Source organism: Pseudomonadota bacterium, from assembly GCA_037200975.1.
Lineage (GTDB): Bacteria > Pseudomonadota > Gammaproteobacteria > Steroidobacterales > Steroidobacteraceae > CADEED01.
In genome coordinates, this window is sequence record JBBCGI010000001.1 from 3,047,758 (window position 1) to 3,062,970 (window position 15,213).

The 15,213-nt window shown below is 60.6% G+C and carries 11 protein-coding genes; 3 read left to right on the plus strand and 8 right to left on the minus strand.

Translation table 11 applies throughout. The annotated features are described in order from the left end of the window. Positions 1 to 299: 299 nt before the first annotated feature. The 4 genes from WDO72_13765 to WDO72_13780 form a co-directional block, all read right to left on the minus strand. On the minus strand, positions 300 to 2,417 hold the full coding sequence (locus tag WDO72_13765; GenBank protein ID MEJ0086749.1) for a DNA/RNA non-specific endonuclease: 2,118 nt from the start codon (positions 2,415 to 2,417) through the stop codon (positions 300 to 302). Positions 2,418 to 2,606: 189 nt separating this feature from the next. Next, positions 2,607 to 4,538: a DUF3857 and transglutaminase domain-containing protein gene (locus WDO72_13770; protein ID MEJ0086750.1), complete on the minus strand. Its 1,932-nt coding sequence runs from the start codon at positions 4,536 to 4,538 to the stop codon at positions 2,607 to 2,609. Between the two features lie 56 nt (positions 4,539 to 4,594). Beyond that, on the minus strand, positions 4,595 to 6,451 hold the full coding sequence (locus tag WDO72_13775) for a DUF3857 domain-containing protein (GenBank protein ID MEJ0086751.1): 1,857 nt from the start codon (positions 6,449 to 6,451) through the stop codon (positions 4,595 to 4,597). Positions 6,452 to 6,695: 244 nt separating this feature from the next. Beyond that, on the minus strand, positions 6,696 to 7,091 hold the full coding sequence (locus WDO72_13780; GenBank protein ID MEJ0086752.1) for a CAP domain-containing protein: 396 nt from the start codon (positions 7,089 to 7,091) through the stop codon (positions 6,696 to 6,698). A gap of 570 nt (positions 7,092 to 7,661) precedes the next feature. Between WDO72_13780 and WDO72_13785 the strand changes: the two genes are divergently transcribed. Next, a complete protein-coding gene (locus WDO72_13785) occupies positions 7,662 to 10,436 on the plus strand; it encodes a glycoside hydrolase family 3 N-terminal domain-containing protein (GenBank protein MEJ0086753.1) in 2,775 nt (924 codons plus the stop codon). 209 nt (positions 10,437 to 10,645) lie between these two features. On the opposite strand, the gene WDO72_13790 is transcribed toward WDO72_13785, so the two are convergent. After that, the gene (locus WDO72_13790; protein ID MEJ0086754.1) at positions 10,646 to 11,998 is read right to left on the minus strand and encodes an SDR family oxidoreductase; all 1,353 of its coding nucleotides are present in this window, start codon (positions 11,996 to 11,998) and stop codon (positions 10,646 to 10,648) included. Between the two features lie 12 nt (positions 11,999 to 12,010). Between WDO72_13790 and WDO72_13795 the strand changes: the two genes are divergently transcribed. Next, positions 12,011 to 12,148 carry a hypothetical protein gene (locus WDO72_13795; protein ID MEJ0086755.1) on the plus strand — a complete coding sequence of 46 codons (138 nt, stop codon included), beginning with the start codon at positions 12,011 to 12,013 and terminating at the stop codon, positions 12,146 to 12,148. Positions 12,149 to 12,446: 298 nt separating this feature from the next. Here the strand turns inward: WDO72_13795 and WDO72_13800 are convergent, their stop codons facing one another. The 3 genes from WDO72_13800 to WDO72_13810 form a co-directional block, all read right to left on the minus strand. Then, the gene (locus WDO72_13800) at positions 12,447 to 12,593 is read right to left on the minus strand and encodes a hypothetical protein (protein MEJ0086756.1); all 147 of its coding nucleotides are present in this window, start codon (positions 12,591 to 12,593) and stop codon (positions 12,447 to 12,449) included. 13 nt (positions 12,594 to 12,606) lie between these two features. After that, the gene (locus tag WDO72_13805) at positions 12,607 to 13,065 is read right to left on the minus strand and encodes a MarR family transcriptional regulator (GenBank protein MEJ0086757.1); all 459 of its coding nucleotides are present in this window, start codon (positions 13,063 to 13,065) and stop codon (positions 12,607 to 12,609) included. Between the two features lie 206 nt (positions 13,066 to 13,271). Then, positions 13,272 to 13,985, minus strand: coding sequence for an alpha/beta hydrolase (locus tag WDO72_13810; GenBank protein ID MEJ0086758.1), 714 nt, complete (start codon positions 13,983 to 13,985; stop codon positions 13,272 to 13,274). Between the two features lie 128 nt (positions 13,986 to 14,113). Between WDO72_13810 and WDO72_13815 the strand changes: the two genes are divergently transcribed. Beyond that, positions 14,114 to 15,085 carry a helix-turn-helix transcriptional regulator gene (locus tag WDO72_13815; GenBank protein MEJ0086759.1) on the plus strand — a complete coding sequence of 324 codons (972 nt, stop codon included), beginning with the start codon at positions 14,114 to 14,116 and terminating at the stop codon, positions 15,083 to 15,085. Positions 15,086 to 15,213: the final 128 nt, after the last annotated feature.

A 15,213-nucleotide genomic window follows, 5' to 3' on the forward strand; every position in this document is an offset into this window, starting at 1 on the left:
CCGGACCCCCGTAGGGATCGCCTGGAAAACTGGCGGTGCCATATGCATGCGTTCACAGCCAGTGCCGCGGCACCGTCGCGCCTTCCGGCGCATTGGCAGGGGTGTTATCAGGTTGAAACATTGCGGCTGCAGTTTGGCGTCACTTCATGACAGCTTTCGGTCACGTAGAGCCAGCCCTTTCCTGACGGCTGCCACGGGGCCCTGTGGCAGGTCATGGGCGTCTTCACGGGCGGCACTCAGCCGGTAGCCGCCAGCGACAAGGAGTCGGCAACCTCGCCTGCGTTGGACGTGTCCGTCCCTCAGCTCACGATGTCTTCTAGTTCGCGAATCTCGTAGTAGCCGGTCCCGCCCAGGGCGACCGCGGCCTCACTCGGACTCACGCCACGACGGCCGCGCCGCCGTCCACGAGAGGAACTCGCGAGCGGATCGAAGTCGCGCAGCAACTTGTTGTCACCCGCGCCGCAATGAAAAGTCAGATCGGTGAGCCGCTCGATCTCTTCTATCTTCACCTGGAAAGTCTTGAACGGCCCGAACACATCCGCGGCCTCGATGCCGAACTGCCGGATGACGTCTTCCTGGCTTGCGATGTACGCGGTCGCGCTCAAATTTCCACTGTCGTCGATTGCGGCGACCACCTTCCAGTACTGCACGGGGTACTGGATATCCTTGTACTCGGGGTCACCCTCATCGAGCACGGGACCCGTGATCACCTGTGCGCTGAGGTTGCCGGTCAACACCGTGTCTTCGAGGATGTGCCGTTCGATTCCCTGCCAGATCTCGCGGTTCTGGTTGAACTTGGCATGCTGCGGCGTGCAGTTGGTCCAGTGGCAGGTATCCGCGGCGGACGTCAGCGCAATCTTCGCCGTCTTGCCGAATTCCAGGTCTTCGCGCCGGGTCAGGTGTCCGCGATCGAACTGGTTGCTCGCGTAGTAGAAGTTCTGGATCTGAAATTTGTCGAGAATGCGCGGGTCGCGGCGCCAGACATCCGGCGGACGATTCATGTCGAACCGCTGATCGAAGCGGATGTTGGCGGCGCTGTAGATGGCGAACCGGCGGGTGGCGTGCATGACCAGGCTGTAGTTGTGATAGTGCAGGACATGCTTGTTGGCACCGATCGGCGTGATCATCGGAGCGGCTTCCGCGGCCAGCGAGGCGCTCAACTTGGGTAACGAAACGCGCTTGGCGCCGTTTCCCAGAAAATCCGGATCGAAGCCCGCGCGTTTTGCGTAGTCCGAATCGAAAGGCGATTCGAACTTCGCTTCCTTCTTGGTGCCGGTTGCCTTCTCGGCCGCGCCGAACGATTCGGACGAAGAGCCAACACGTACGTTCACTTCTCCGCCGGGCAGCAGCGAGATCGCCAGGGGCACGTTCAGGGTTCTGGATTCGCTCATGACTCGGCTCTCCTGGATGGGTTTCGCGTTGGACGCGGTGATGCGCGCAGAGGCGGGCGTCGCGGCATAAAGGGGTTGCAACAAGGGATGCGATGGATAGGCGGCTTTCAATGCCTGCACGATGCGGCTCGACCGGATGCCTTCGTTCGCCACCCACTTGATCTGCTTTTCGTCCATGGAGGCGGAATCGAAATCGCGTCCGTCGATCGTCTGCCACTTGCCGTCCTTTATTTCCGGAATGCCGCTGTGGTGCAACGCGACTACGTACCAGTCGTTGTTGAAAACCGGCGAACCGGAGGAGCCTGGCAGCGTGTCCGTCGAGTACCACAACACGTCGTCGGCTTTCTTGATCAGGCGGTTTTCCCGGACGCAGATCTGTTTTCGTTCGCCCGACGGGTGCTGGACGATCGTCAGCCATTCGCCCTCGAACGCCTTTCCCGTCGTCGCGAGCAGCGGCAGGCAGCCGAAGTCGGTCACCGAAGCGCCGCCGGTCTCGGCTGTCGGGCGAACGGCCACCACCGAAAAATCGAGGTCGGAGGAAGTGTGAAAAAACGCGCCCGGATCGAGCGCGAATGCAACCATCGCCTGCTGTTCATCATCGACGCCCGTTTCGTACATGAACTGGGCCATCGAACCTTTCGCGGAAGCCGCGTCCGGAAACACGTGATTGTTCGTGATGAGAACGCCGGGGCTGATCAGAAATCCGGTTCCCCATCCCTCGAGCGCACCCGACGGGGAGCGGATTTCGATTCGTGCGATGGAGCGGCTGGCGATGGTGCCGCGCGCCAGGTACGCGATCGGTTGCAGCTCATTGCCCAGCAACACTCGCTCGAACGCGGCCTTCGCGGCGGTACTGTCCTGCAGGCTGCTTACCAGGAAATCACGCCGCTCACGCTGTTCCAGCGAGGAAGAGATATCGCCGGGGAGTTTGTTGCGCAGCGCATCGGCGCAGGCCGCGACGTCGAAATCCTTGCGCGCCAGCGCCTTGGCGACCTGGAGCTCGAGCCTGGATGACACCGCCGACATGTGTTTCCCCTGGTTCTAGTTCTTGTGCGCCGATGCCGGCGCGGGGTTTCCTCGTCCTACCTATACACGTGTCACCTACGGCCGATTTCTCTCACCTGCGACATGAAATATTCATGTCGCGCCGCGTGGAAAGTTAGGCTCCAACGTGTTGCGGTGCGCTGGACCTGGCGGGCTGCTGGCGTAGACCCGTCACGGCGCCTTCTTCAGCAGCGCCGAGTTCCGCTCGTCGTTCTCGATCGCCCGAAAGAACTTCTTCAATGATTCCGCTTTTGCCACGGGCACGCTGAGTTCCTTCACCTCCAGCGTGCGGGTATAGCGGAGCACGCTGCCGGCGAAGGTAGTAGAGCTGCGGTAAGCGATGGAACCGAGATCCTCGTTCACCGCCTTCGGCAGCGAGTCGGGTACGTAGCCCGCGGGTACGGTGATCTCGAACACGTCGGTATTGCGAACGGGGGCTTCGAACTCGATGGGATGCTCGCGCGGTTCCTTCGTTTCCAGCAGCCCGCTCGACATGGATCCCAACACGCGCGGCCGGATGATCAGCAGATCGCCCGCGTTCCGCGGATAACGCGGGATCTCGACGGTGTAGTCCCAGATGAGCGGCTTGTCGGCGAATCTGCGGTTGGCCACGGTCGCATGCAGAACCTTGAACGTCGACAGCGAGTGGGCCAACATGGATTCGATCGGCTTGATCTGGTCCACGTCCTGCTGTGCGGCGCGCAGGCTGAAGCGTTGCCCGGCGGCGCCGTCGCCGGTCCAGCTCTCGCGCACGTCTCCGTTCAGCGTGCCGTTTTCGTCGAGCGTCAATTTCGCGGTACGTGCAACGCCATTCAAAGCGCTCGAGGTCTGCGGCAGCGCGAGCAGCTCGCCGCCAGCGGGCAACACCAGCATGCCGTAGTTGGCCTGCAGCGCGCCCGGTAGATAGCCCAGGGAAATGAGCGGATGCGTGGGGTCGAAGAACAGCAGCGGGCCGAGCGTCTTGTGTTTGATCGCCGCCGGCAACTGCGCCGTGTCGACTCCGGCCTGAAGCTGGATCGCGATGATCGCGTGGTTGAACCCCATGTTGGGCGGCGTGCCCGCCGCCACGGAGCCGCGCTCGGTATTGATGAGCACGTAGTGCGACTCGATGCCGATCTCCTTCAGCATCGAGGAGAGCAGGGTCACTTTGTCCTTGCAATCGCCGTAGCCGTGCGTCAGCACTTCGCTCGCCGGATGAGGCTGCACACCGCCGACGCCCAGCTCGATGGCGACGTAGCGGATGTCACTCTGAACGAATGCGGCCAGCGCCTGCATCTTGGCCAACGGATCGGTCGCGGATGCCGTGAGCTGCTGCACTTTCTGACGCAGCGGCGGCGAGGCGTCGCGCCGGCCGTTGGTCAACCCGCCGTACCAGGTACCGACCTCCTGCCAGCTTTGAAACCCGCCGCCCTTCCCGCCGGGAGGTTGCAGCGAGAGCACCATTCGGGCGGCGATGCCTTGCCACGGCGGCATCTGCCGTTCGAGCTTGACCGGCTTCAGATCGCTGACCATCCAGCGCCACTGTCCCGGCGCCACTTCGGTCGCTGCGGACTCATCGTGATTGAGCCAGAAGACCTTGTAGGACCAGCTCGGCGGCAGTCGCACCGTATATCGCGCCTGAAGCACCGGCACGATGTCCTGAATATCCCACTCGTCGGTCATCTCATACGGGGACATGTCCCGCTCTATCTCGTAGCCGACGATGTTGCCCGGGACAGACGCCGGAATCCGCATGACTTTGCGTCGCACGTCGCTGATCAGTTCGCCGCCGTCGACATTGCTGAGCGCGGTTTCGATGATGTCCCGATCCTTGACCTCGAAGTCTTTACCCTGCGCCGGGATGCTCCAGCCATGTATGGAGGTGATCTGGCTCTGCGGACCGAAGGCCGCCAGGACCGTGCCGTACGATTCGCCGTTGCTGCGCAGGATCTTGTAGACGCGGCGCTCGAGCCGCTTCATCTTGCCGGACGCCTGTACCGTCAGTTCCGTGTCCGAGTAGAGCACGACGGCGTCTGTCTCTTCGTCCTGAGCTGGCACGGGCACGCTTACCTGCGCGCGCATCCAGTCCGGAGCGCTCGCGGCCCACGCCGCCGTGGCGTGCATGCATGCGAACGCCAGGCCTCCACTCAACAATTTCGCGAGCCCCATATCCAGGCGCCTCAATGTTTGGCAGTGGCACCCGGCGGTGCGCCCGGCGTGACGACCACCTGATCCTCGTCGCCGGCGCGGACCGTCTGATAGAAGTCCCGCACCTGCGCGTAGAATTTTTGCTGGACGATGATGGTGTTCAGCACGAGCTCCCGCTTCATGCTCAGCGTCCCGCCGGTATTCTGGGCGCTCGAGCTATATCGCGCGACGCTGATGTCCGCCGTGCGCGCTTTCGGCAGGCTGCTGACCTTCCAGCCCGGTGGTAGTTCGATCGCGACCTCATCCGTGTGCTGATGGAGGAACGAGAAATACAGCGGATGCTCGCGGGCGCTGTGCTCGAACTTGTGTTTTTCCGAACCGCCGAACAGCCCCACGGGAATGAGCGAACGGTTGCCTGCCGCGGCCGCCCAACCGGGTACGCGCAAGTCGAATTCGGCCACGAGCGGTGCGTCGGAGCCGCTCCAATCCGGCGTATTGGTGAGTTTCACGTCGACGCCGGAGGGCACATCGGCCTCGAGATCCTGCTCGAGGACCTTCTTCCGTTCGGTGGCGTCTTCGTTGCGCTCGGCGATGCGACGCCAGCTTGCTTCGAGGCCACTGTAGGTCACGGTGACCTTGCCCTCGAGTGTTCCCGACGTGGTGAGCTTCACGGATGCTTTGCGCTCGACGCGCGACTCGGCCGCGCCGGGCAGCGCCGTCGTCAACCACTGCCCGCCGTCGGCGTCGAGGCGTAACCCCCTGACACCCGTTTCGTTCCACGGGAGATACGCGAACGGCATGAAAGGCACACCGGGATCGAGATACATGACGCTGTTGTCGAGTTTGACGAGCACGACACACGTGTTGAGGTCACGCGCATTCATGAAGCGTGGATCGAAAAAGCTTTCGTCGCGCGTCGAGACCAGCACGAGCGAGGCATCGAGCTTCGCGGCGCGCAGCAAGCCGTACAGAAACCAGGTGATTTCGTCCGCGTTGGCGTAGCCGTGTTTGAGCACGTCCTGGGCGTCGTCATTGTCCGCGAGCTTCTCGCGCTCGGTTTCCTGTTCGGTGGCCTGGCGCTCGAACGAGAGGTTGCGGATCTGCTGAGCGCGCGCGTAGAGCTTGCGCGCTTTGGTTTGGGCGGAATCGCCCGGCTGCACGAGCCGCGCGACTTCCTGCTCGAGCTCCCGGTCGGCTTTGATGAAGCGCTGAACCCTGGCATGGGAGCGTTTGCCGAATACCTTCCAATACTGGGCTTCGTCTTTCTGGTCGCTATCCTGGTCTTCGTAGATGAACTCGACGCGATACTTCATTACGTCTTCCGGTGGCATGTCCTCTTCCGTGATGAAAGCCGGCACGTTGCGCGTTTCGAGACGGATCAGGCCGCGCACCTTTTCCGGTGTCGTCGTGTCGGGTGGCAGGCCGAGCGGCCAGCTCCACCGCAGCAACAAGCCGTTCGCGGGCCGCAACGAAAACACGGCGCGCCGCGTGAACAATTCGTCGCTGAGCAACCAGCGCGAATTGAAAGCCCATCCGCTCGGCATCACCCGGCGGTAGCGGTATTCGACGATGCTGCCGACTTCCACGCCCGGCAGCGTGAAGGTCTTCGACATCACCTTGACGCCGCGCGCCTTGACGATCGGCTTCTCGTACACCGTTCCGTCGAAATCGGCGATGCTGCCATCCGGTCGAATGACGCGCGCTTCCAGCCCGGTAATCCTGCTGACGCCCTTGACATACGGGAGCTCGACGTTCGCGTACTTGCGTCCTTCCTCCGTCAGGATCTTGATGCGTGAGTAGGTGGACTCCGTGGAGTTCGCGTCGTCGCGATCGACCTGGCGATAGAGATAGATAGCCGCCGCCGCGGGAGCCTGCGGCTCGGACTTCATCTGCCGTTCCTCGGGCGAGACTGGCTGCCAATCGGCGGCGCGAGCGGGCAATGTGAGGATGAGCGATAACAGCGCGGCAAGCGCTCCGAGGCGACCAAGTCCCTGAAGCATGACGATAAATCGTCCCTATTATTTTATGTGCGACACCTATGCCGCGGCAGTATGGCTTAGCATTCTGGACGCGTCGAGAAGTCGGTGGTTTTTGACGCGACACGCGCGCGAATATTCTTCGCTTGTGATGGAGCTAGTACGATGCGCCGAAGTCCTGCATCCGGTGGACCTGCCCTCGCTTTCGGCCGGTGGCTAGACCGACCCCGATGTCCTCGAATCTCGAATCCATGATGTTCGCGCAATGACCCGGGTTGGCCAGCCATCCCGCAACTACCTCTCTGGCCAATTCCGGGCCGTACGCGATGTTCTCGCCCGTAAGGCGCGATTGGTAACCGGCGCGGCGCACGCGGTCCTTCGGCTGACTACCGTCGCTGCCGCGATGTTCGAAGTATTTCCGTTGGGCCATGTCGCGCACGTGACCGGTGACCGCGTCGTTCAGCTCGCGCGAAACACCGAGAGACAGTGCGGCGGCGAAACGCTCTCTGCCGCAACGTCTGCATTTTCTGCGCGCGGTGTCTACCAGTTCCAAGACGCGCGCGCGAACAAAGGCGCCCGACTACCGTCCAGCCAACGCGTCGGAGGCGGAAGCGCCCGAGGTTAGCGCGGCGGCCATCATGGCCGCGATGGATATCAGCCGCAGAAGTCCGAACGGGTGATTCAAAAATTCAGACATGCCGTCCGTTTCCATGAGCCGCGCTGCATGGGGGTAAACGCAGGCAGTATTGGCGCCTGATCTCAGTGCAGATCGGCAATCTCGCTAGTTCGCCTACCAACGACGAATTCCTTGAATTTGACGCGGCCATTTGCCGCGGAATCAGCAGCTTCAAAACGATAGCAACTCATCGATAGTGAGCTCACCGGGATGGGCGAAGCGCGCGAAGTCTAGACGGGGCGGAATCCAAATGAACCGAGAATTGCAAAAACGCGCGTAAGTCGCGGTATTGCTGGATTTCCTAGGCCTAACTTACAAGAGACCTCAAGGGACGGGGTTATCCGATCGACTCGATAGCCCGTGAACTTGGGTGTGCAGGTGGGAGAAATCGCAGGTTCGCGACAGTAATAAGAGGGAATTCCGATAAGAAGAACTAAGGAGCGCCAAATGCAACTTTCTCCCCCGTGGAAGCCGTCAAGGAGCATTGCTTCCCTTTCAGAAGAACGAGCGTCGTACGCTCGTCGCAAAGATCGCAGAAAAACGCTTATGGGCGCATCGGTGCTCTTGCTGACAATGGTGGCATCGACTGCGTCATGCGAGGAACTCACTGGCTCAGAGATCGCCGCAATCCAGTCCTACGTTGAAGGGATATCCACGCCCGAGGACATTCGCCGCAATGTTGGGCAACTACTAATACTTGGAGTGCCGGCAGATGTGCGAAATGCGAACGAGACAAGGACAACCGATCTAATCGCAAAGCGAGGAGTCGGTGGCATCTTTCTGGCTAGCTATCTGTACGCCGGAATGGATGGAACTCCGGCGGTTCATGTGAATGCGGCAATCAATCTTCACAACATGCTTCAGCTGAGCGCGCTGGATAGCCCGGCTGGTCTGCCTCTCTTTCTTGCAGGAGACGCGGAAATTCCAAGTCTTAGCAGCTTCGAGACGCTGCTTTCGATCGATCCGGTTGAGCCTCTGACACTCTCAGCGACAGAAGACGGGCAACTAATTCGACAAAATGGACAATTGTTAGGGCACCAGTTACATGCGCTAGGCGTAAACATGATCATGAGCCCGGTGCTCGATCGCGCCAAGAAGCTTGAAACACGACCCGATCTAAGTACGCGTACTTTTGCCGAAGAAAATGATCGCGTCGTGACGGCTGCGGCACACTTTGTAGCTGGCTTGAATGACTCCCCAATACTGACAATCGGCAAACACTATCCGGGTTTGGGTTCTTTGAGTGTCGGATCCAATTTACACGTGATTGCTGATGCGCCCAGGATTACCGCTGGCGCAAATACGCTAGACGAAAACATTGTCCCTTATCGACAATTGAAAGGAATGCTCGGTGGTCTGATGACCGCTCACGTCTCGGTCAAGCAGCTGACTGGCCGGGATGACGACATGGTTACGTTTTCGTCGCGCATTGTGAAGAACTTGCTGCGAGGCGAGGGCGAAATCTTGATGGAAGGCGGCGCGAAGGTCACGGCGCCCGGCTTTAAGACTGAGCTCGTCGTTACCGATGATCTTAGCAACATGGGGCCGATCATCTATCGCATGCACTGCGCGGAAGGTTCGAACCGCATGTCGTTCGGCGATGTCGCATGGAATGCATTTCAAGCAGGTCACGATCTATTGTTGTTTGCTCACATGGAGACTCGCAATAGAAGCGATGCCGTTGGCATCGACTGTACGGACCGTCGAGGCAACAATATTGTCGAGGTGGGCGGCTGGAGAAAACGCGGACTATTCGCGGCGTTCCACTACGAAGATGCAATTGAGGTTCTTGATCGGCTCACTATCGAAATATCCAGGAGCGACTCGGCAAAACAGCAATTTAAGGATTCTCTCGTTCGCATCCTGCGGGCTAAAGCTCAACTCGCAAAGCAGCTGGACTCAAATGTCGAAGATCTGTTACATCGGCGTGCTACTTTTCGCGTCACCAACTCGACTCCAGAGGCGCTAGCTACCCTCCGTGTCACGGAAGACGGCAAAACACATAATGTCGATGGCAACGCGATCATTGAACAAACGATGCGGGCAGCGTTCACTTGGTTTTCCGATGGTGATCCACCGTCCCTCGATCTGAATGAGTTGTCTTCGAGAGATCGCGTTACCTTCTTCGTCGAAGGATCCATGTTAGACGTGTATCAGAAGGAAATACCTGGCAACAACTCATGGACTTGGATCGCGTTGCCCGAAGAACGCGCCAGAATCGCAGAACAGCTGAAAAGTCAGGTTCTCGAAGCGTTCAGAGCATCGGAGATAGTCGTTTATACAGTTCGAAAGATCGATGATCTGGACGCGATAAACTTCGCGCGCCTCAACGTCGGAGATCGAGTCATCAAGCAAAAGAGCCGTGTAATGCTGCACACAAGCCCCTATCTGCTCGATCGAACCGATGAAATGCTTCCGTTCATCAATGTTTTCGGCACGATGAGCCACCATCGGGAGAGCTATCGCGCGGATGCTCGCGCTCTCACCGGACAATCCAGGGAACTCGGGAAGGTTTCGAAGGTTTCAGTGAAATTTGCTGACCATCGGCCGCTTGACTACGGAAACAAGATCTCCCTACCGGAGGCGATTACGGCCATAAAGATGGTCAGAAATACACCGCTGGCCCAAGCTCTTTCAGAGAATGAACTCCTAAAAAAAACCGTCATGGAATTGCAAGAGAAATTGCACTCTGCTGAGAGTACGGGAGCTAGGGCTTTAAAAATTGCCGACCCCGAGAAAGCACGTTTGCGAGACCAGTGGCGCGTCGCGACTGCTGCGTCTGTGCTGTCAGGAATATTTGTACTCGCTGTGGTACTGCCCCCGATTCGATACCTGAAAAGGTCGGCGGGATGGGCGATCTTGCGCTGGCCTAGGACATGGGGCTCCCGTCCTAGCGCAGGTGCGGACGACTGGGCTATTAGGTTGCTTGTCACCGCGATGTGCTTAGCTTTGTCATTGGCGGTATTGGCAGGATTTCCGCCTTGGATATCCGCGATTCTCGTCGCTACGCTGTTCTTGGAGCGAGCGCTCGCCGCCTACAATGCAGGCATGAAGGAACGTGAAAGCAAAATTGTCGAAAATAGGGATCTGTGGGAGTCACTTACCGCGACCGAAACGCGGCTCTACATGTTGGGTCTGTTGGCAATGCTCGCGCTGGCAGCAGTGCTTGGTGGCCTCACTTTCAAGGACGTAATGGATGCCGTTCCAGGACTGGGCGACTGACACAACGCATTTCGCCTTCAGCGAAACTTGTGTCGATTAGTTGGCTAGGCAAGATTAGCAGGGAGTAATCGACACGTAGGGAGTAGCAAAAACCTTCGCCGCGCCGGTGTACAGCGACCAGTAGAGAGTTGATCGAGAGAGTGGTCTCGGGCGGCAGACTGTTGACGGTTTTTTATACTTTAGACATTTTGAAAAGAAGCTGTGGCGTGCTACCACGGCGCCGACTTGTAGTCCTTCAAAAACTGCCCCCACACTTGTTCACCGCTGACGCGACCGGCAAATATCGGGTCCACGATCCGTGCCGCTCCATCGATTATGTCCAGCGGCGGTGAGAACCCGGCTTCGGCCTTGCGTGCCGCGTGGACGGCGGGGTCCTCGTCGGTGATCCATCCGGTGTCCACCGCGTTCATGTGGATGCCGTCCGTCATGAAGTCGGGTGCGCTCGTGCGCGTCATCATGTTCAGCGCCGCCTTCGCCATGTTGGTATGCGCGTGTTTTTCGGTCTTCGTGGCGCGATAGAACTGCCCCTCGATCGCGCTGACGTTGACGATGTGTTTGTGGGAGCCGGGCGTGCGCACCATGAGCGGCTTCAGGCGTGCATTCAGGATGTACGGCGCGATCGCGTTTACCAATTGCACTTCCAGCAGCTCGGGCGTTTCGACTTCGTGCATGCGCAGCCGCCAGCTGTTCATCTCCCGCAGATCGACCTGCTGACGGTCCTCGTCGAAGCGATTCACGGGAAAGAGCGTCTCGCCGCCGCGGTAATCGTCGTCCAGATAGCGCCGTTGCGAGAGGGCCGCGCTGTGCAAGAGGCCCTCGCCAGGGCTGTGTTCCGATGACGTGATGAGCGATCCCGAGAGTTGCGTGCGCGACGCTCCGAGCATCCGGCCCAACTCGTGATGGCCCGCGAGCACGGCTCGCAGATCCGGCGACAGCGCTGCGATCGAGTCCGTTTCCCGCGCCAGCAGATGCTGAAAAAACCCCGCCGGCCGCCGCACCGTCTGGCACGCGTTGTTGAGAATGTAGTCGAGCCGCGGCAACCGTTCGGCGAGAAATCTGGTGAACAATTCCACGCTCGGCGTGTGGCGCAGGTCGAGCCCGTGGATCTGCAGCCGCTCGCGATACGAAGAAAAGTCCGGCTCGCTCGAGTAGCGATCGGCGGCGTCGACCGGAAAACGCGTCGTGACGATGACGTGCGCCCCGGCGCGCAGTAGTTTGAGCGCGGCCTGGTAGCCGATCTTCACGCGCGCGCCCGTGACGACCGCGTAATGGCCGCTCAAGTCGGCGCTCTGCTCGCGCTTGGCGTAGTTGAATTCGCCACAGGGTTCGCACATGGAATCGTAGTAGCGATGCACCGTGGCGAACGGCTGCTTGCATACGTAGCAATCGCGCTCCTGGTGGAGACGCGGGCGCTCATCGAGGTCCTCCGGCTTGGGCGGTTCCAGCCATAACGGCGCAAAGACCGGTGAGCGGCGCTGCACGCGCAGCCCCGCCTGCTCGATGGCCTTGCGGTCATGCTCCTTGGCGGCCTCCCGCTCGGCGCGCCGAAAGGCCTTCGCCATTCGGACGAGATCATGGCGCTCGGGTTTTGCGACGAGGCCGGCGAGGGTAAGCAGCTCGCGGCGCTGTTCCTGCGTGAGCCGCGTGAGGTGCGAGCGATCCGCTTCGATCGCGCGCAGTACTCGAACGCACGCGCGCAGATCGTCATCTGAAATGTTCATGCGGGCATTGTAGGGGCGCGCCGGGAAGGTGGCGCCGAACCGCCGGGACGCCCTGACATATTCGATGGGGACGGCCGTCTTTCCCATGAGGCCGAAAAATACGGAGGGCGGATGTCCAAATCGCGGCGCTGCGCCAGAAATACGGCAAGGAAGATGGATCGCTGCAGAATCCCGCCAGCGCGCAGGCGGTCGGAGTCGAACTGATGGATGCGTTCTGGGTTTTCGACGGCGCGGGCAAACGCGTTCCGCCGCAGGCGTCACGTGTATACGTGGAGTCGTGCCGGATGACTCACTCGCCGGTGCAGGATTCCCTGGTGCTCACGCAGCAGACGAGGTCGAGCTTCATGATGCCCGGCAATGTCCGTTGCGATTGGCCGCGCGACAACACGGATGTGGCGCGGCAAGCGGCCGCCGGCCCCGGGGCCGTCAAGCGCATCGTTGGAAAATTCTCATGTTTCAGTCGAGTCCAGCAGACTGCTTCGCAGAGTCACAAGGTCCCGCTGCAAGCGGGTGAACTCCGCGGGTGACAAGCCGGTAGCGTCGACCAGCGCGGTACGTCCGGAAAACGCTTTTTGACGCACCTCACGGCCCGCCTTGGTGAGACCAATGCGCACCTGCCGTTCATCCTGCGGGTTTCTCTTTCTGGTTACGTATCCCATGGCCTCCAGCTTCTTGAGGACGGGAGTCAGCGTGCTGGAATCGAGGAACAACTTCTCACCGAGGCCGCTGACGGTCTGATGGTCCTCTTCGGCGAGCGAGATCAGCGCCGCGTATTGCAGATAGGTCAGGCCGATTTTGTCGAGCAGCGGTTTGTACGCCCGGCCGAAAGCCAGGTTGGTCGAATAGACGGCATAACAAAGAAAATCGGCGAGCGTCGAGGCGAGTTCCGTCTGCGCTTTGTTTTTCACGTGCCTCGAGTCTCCGGGAAGGCGGTTTGTCACCGTCCGCAGATCATATCGTATGCGATTCAATCTCAGGCGATTGACTGGAACGGATACGGCTGGTACAAACCGCGCATGGCAATTAATCGTATACGATCTAAATGTCGCGCCGCCCCGGGAAATACAGTGGCCGCCGCTCCGTGGCAGCCATGACGTTGGGTTACAAGTGCGGCTCATCGAGGCTTCGCGGCCGCCGTTTCGCGCGCCGCTCTTTCGATGAACGCCGCGACCTCCTTCGGTCTGGACACGTAGACCGCGTGGCTTGCGGCAATTTCCTGCACCACGGAGCCGGCGCGCGCAGCCATGGCGTGTTGCGCGGGCGTGGGGATCATGAGATCGCGCGTCGTGACCAGGTACCAGCTCGGCTTCGACTTCCATGCGGGCGTGGAGATCGGATCTCCCAATGCCTGCACACTCCACGGAACTTGCGAGTTCGCCATGAACGCCGCCTTGTCCGGCGCCACGTCGCCCGCGAAACTCTCCGCGAACTTTTTCTTGTCGAGATAGAAGAAGCCATCCTGCGGCGGCAGGATCGGAGGCACGACGGCGCCGGGCGCCGGATCCTTGATGAGGGAGCCGACCGATTCGCCCGCATCCGGTACGAACGCGGCGATGTACACGAGACCGGCCACTTTCGGATCGTTGCCGGCCTCGGTGATCACATTCCCGCCGTAAGAGTGCCCGACGAGTATGACGGGCGAAGTCTGCGCAGCCACTGCCTGCCGGGTGAGGAGCACGTCGGTGGCCAGCGAAGTAGTTGGGTTCTGGACGACGCTGACCTCATACCCGTCTTTCTTCAGTATTCGGTAAACGTCTTCCCATCCGGAGCCGTCGGCGAACCCGCCATGGACCAGGACGATGGATACAAGAGCCGTGAGCGTGGACATTGGAATCTCCCGTGGATTGCAGGTTCACCTCGAACCTTCGATTCAATGCTGTCGCGGCCAACACGCCCGCAATATCCATTTCCCGCGCCGCTATCCTCTTTTCGCAGTGGATTCACAGGGAAGATCCGGTGACCACGACGCCGCAGATCCGTTTGCGAAGTTTCGACCTTGAAAACCTTGCGCAAGCCGTGGGCCGGGTCTACTGCCCCCACAAGACGCAATTCAAACGTACGAGAGGCGCCGTCCCGGGCGTCTTCGGCATCCGCCAGCCCGGACTGCAGCCCGTGGTCGATCTGCGGTACGGCGCACGCGCAAAGGTCGACGCAGGTGAGTTTCCGCGCTTGATGCTGATGCGGACCTGCATCGAAGGGGGAGGAGTCGCCACCCAGCAGGGCGTGACCGTCGCACTCCGCCCGGGTGAGACGCTGCCGATGTCCGCGGATCTGCGGACACACGTGGAGCTCGATGCACACTTCGCTCAACGCTCGGTGAAACTCGACATCGATCGGGTCGAAGAGCACTGCGCCCGCATCCTCAATCGCCCGCTCGACCGCGGACTGCGTTTCGAGTTGCGGCCGTTTTCACCGTCGCTGGAAAAGGCCTGGACCGAAGCGGTCGGGCTGGTCGTCAGATACGCGAACATGAATCTGGTTTTGCCGGCAGCGTCGGCGGCCAGCCTCGACGAATTCATGATTTCCCTCGTGCTGAATCAGCACCGGCACAACTACACGGACGAATTCGACGCGCGACCGCGGGTGTTGCCGCCGCGCCTGATCCGTGAGGCCGAGCAGCTGATGAGGACTGCCTCCAGCCAGCTGACCGTGAGCCGGATCGCGGCACACCTGGGTGTGAGCCTTCGCAGTCTCGAAGCCGGGTTTCGGGAACATCGCCGCACGACACCGCTGCGACATTTGCGCTCGATCCGGCTCGACAAAGTGCGCGAAATGCTGCTCTCGCCGCGCCCATCGACCACGGTTACCTCCGCTGCGCTCGAGTGCGGGTTCGTGCACCTGTCGAGATTCAGTGGCTACTACAGAGGGGCTTTTGGAGAGTCGCCCGCGCAGACGCTTCGCAGGCACCGCGATTCGGGCGCGCGATAAGGACGCCGGCGCTCGCACAGGATTCCGCCTGCACCACGAGTCGGCCGTGTCTGACGGCGCGGTCACCCGGGGCGAACTGCATCATAGGACCGCTCCGATCGGGGCACCCTGCAAGGCAGCGACCCTGG

Coding starts and splice junctions, on each gene's coding strand:
- WDO72_13765 (MEJ0086749.1), bottom strand. CDS start 2,417: ATGTCGGCGGTGTCATCCAGGCTCGAGCTCCAGGTCGCCAAGGCGCTG.
- WDO72_13770 (MEJ0086750.1), bottom strand. CDS start 4,538: ATGCACGCCACGGCGGCGTGGGCCGCGAGCGCTCCGGACTGGATGCGC.
- WDO72_13775 (MEJ0086751.1), bottom strand. CDS start 6,451: ATGAAGTCCGAGCCGCAGGCTCCCGCGGCGGCGGCTATCTATCTCTAT.
- WDO72_13785 (MEJ0086753.1), top strand. CDS start 7,662: ATGCAACTTTCTCCCCCGTGGAAGCCGTCAAGGAGCATTGCTTCCCTT.
- WDO72_13790 (MEJ0086754.1), bottom strand. CDS start 11,998: ATGGCGAAGGCCTTTCGGCGCGCCGAGCGGGAGGCCGCCAAGGAGCAT.
- WDO72_13795 (MEJ0086755.1), top strand. CDS start 12,011: ATGGCGCTCGGGTTTTGCGACGAGGCCGGCGAGGGTAAGCAGCTCGCG.
- WDO72_13800 (MEJ0086756.1), bottom strand. CDS start 12,593: ATGCGCTTGACGGCCCCGGGGCCGGCGGCCGCTTGCCGCGCCACATCC.
- WDO72_13810 (MEJ0086758.1), bottom strand. CDS start 13,985: ATGTCCACGCTCACGGCTCTTGTATCCATCGTCCTGGTCCATGGCGGG.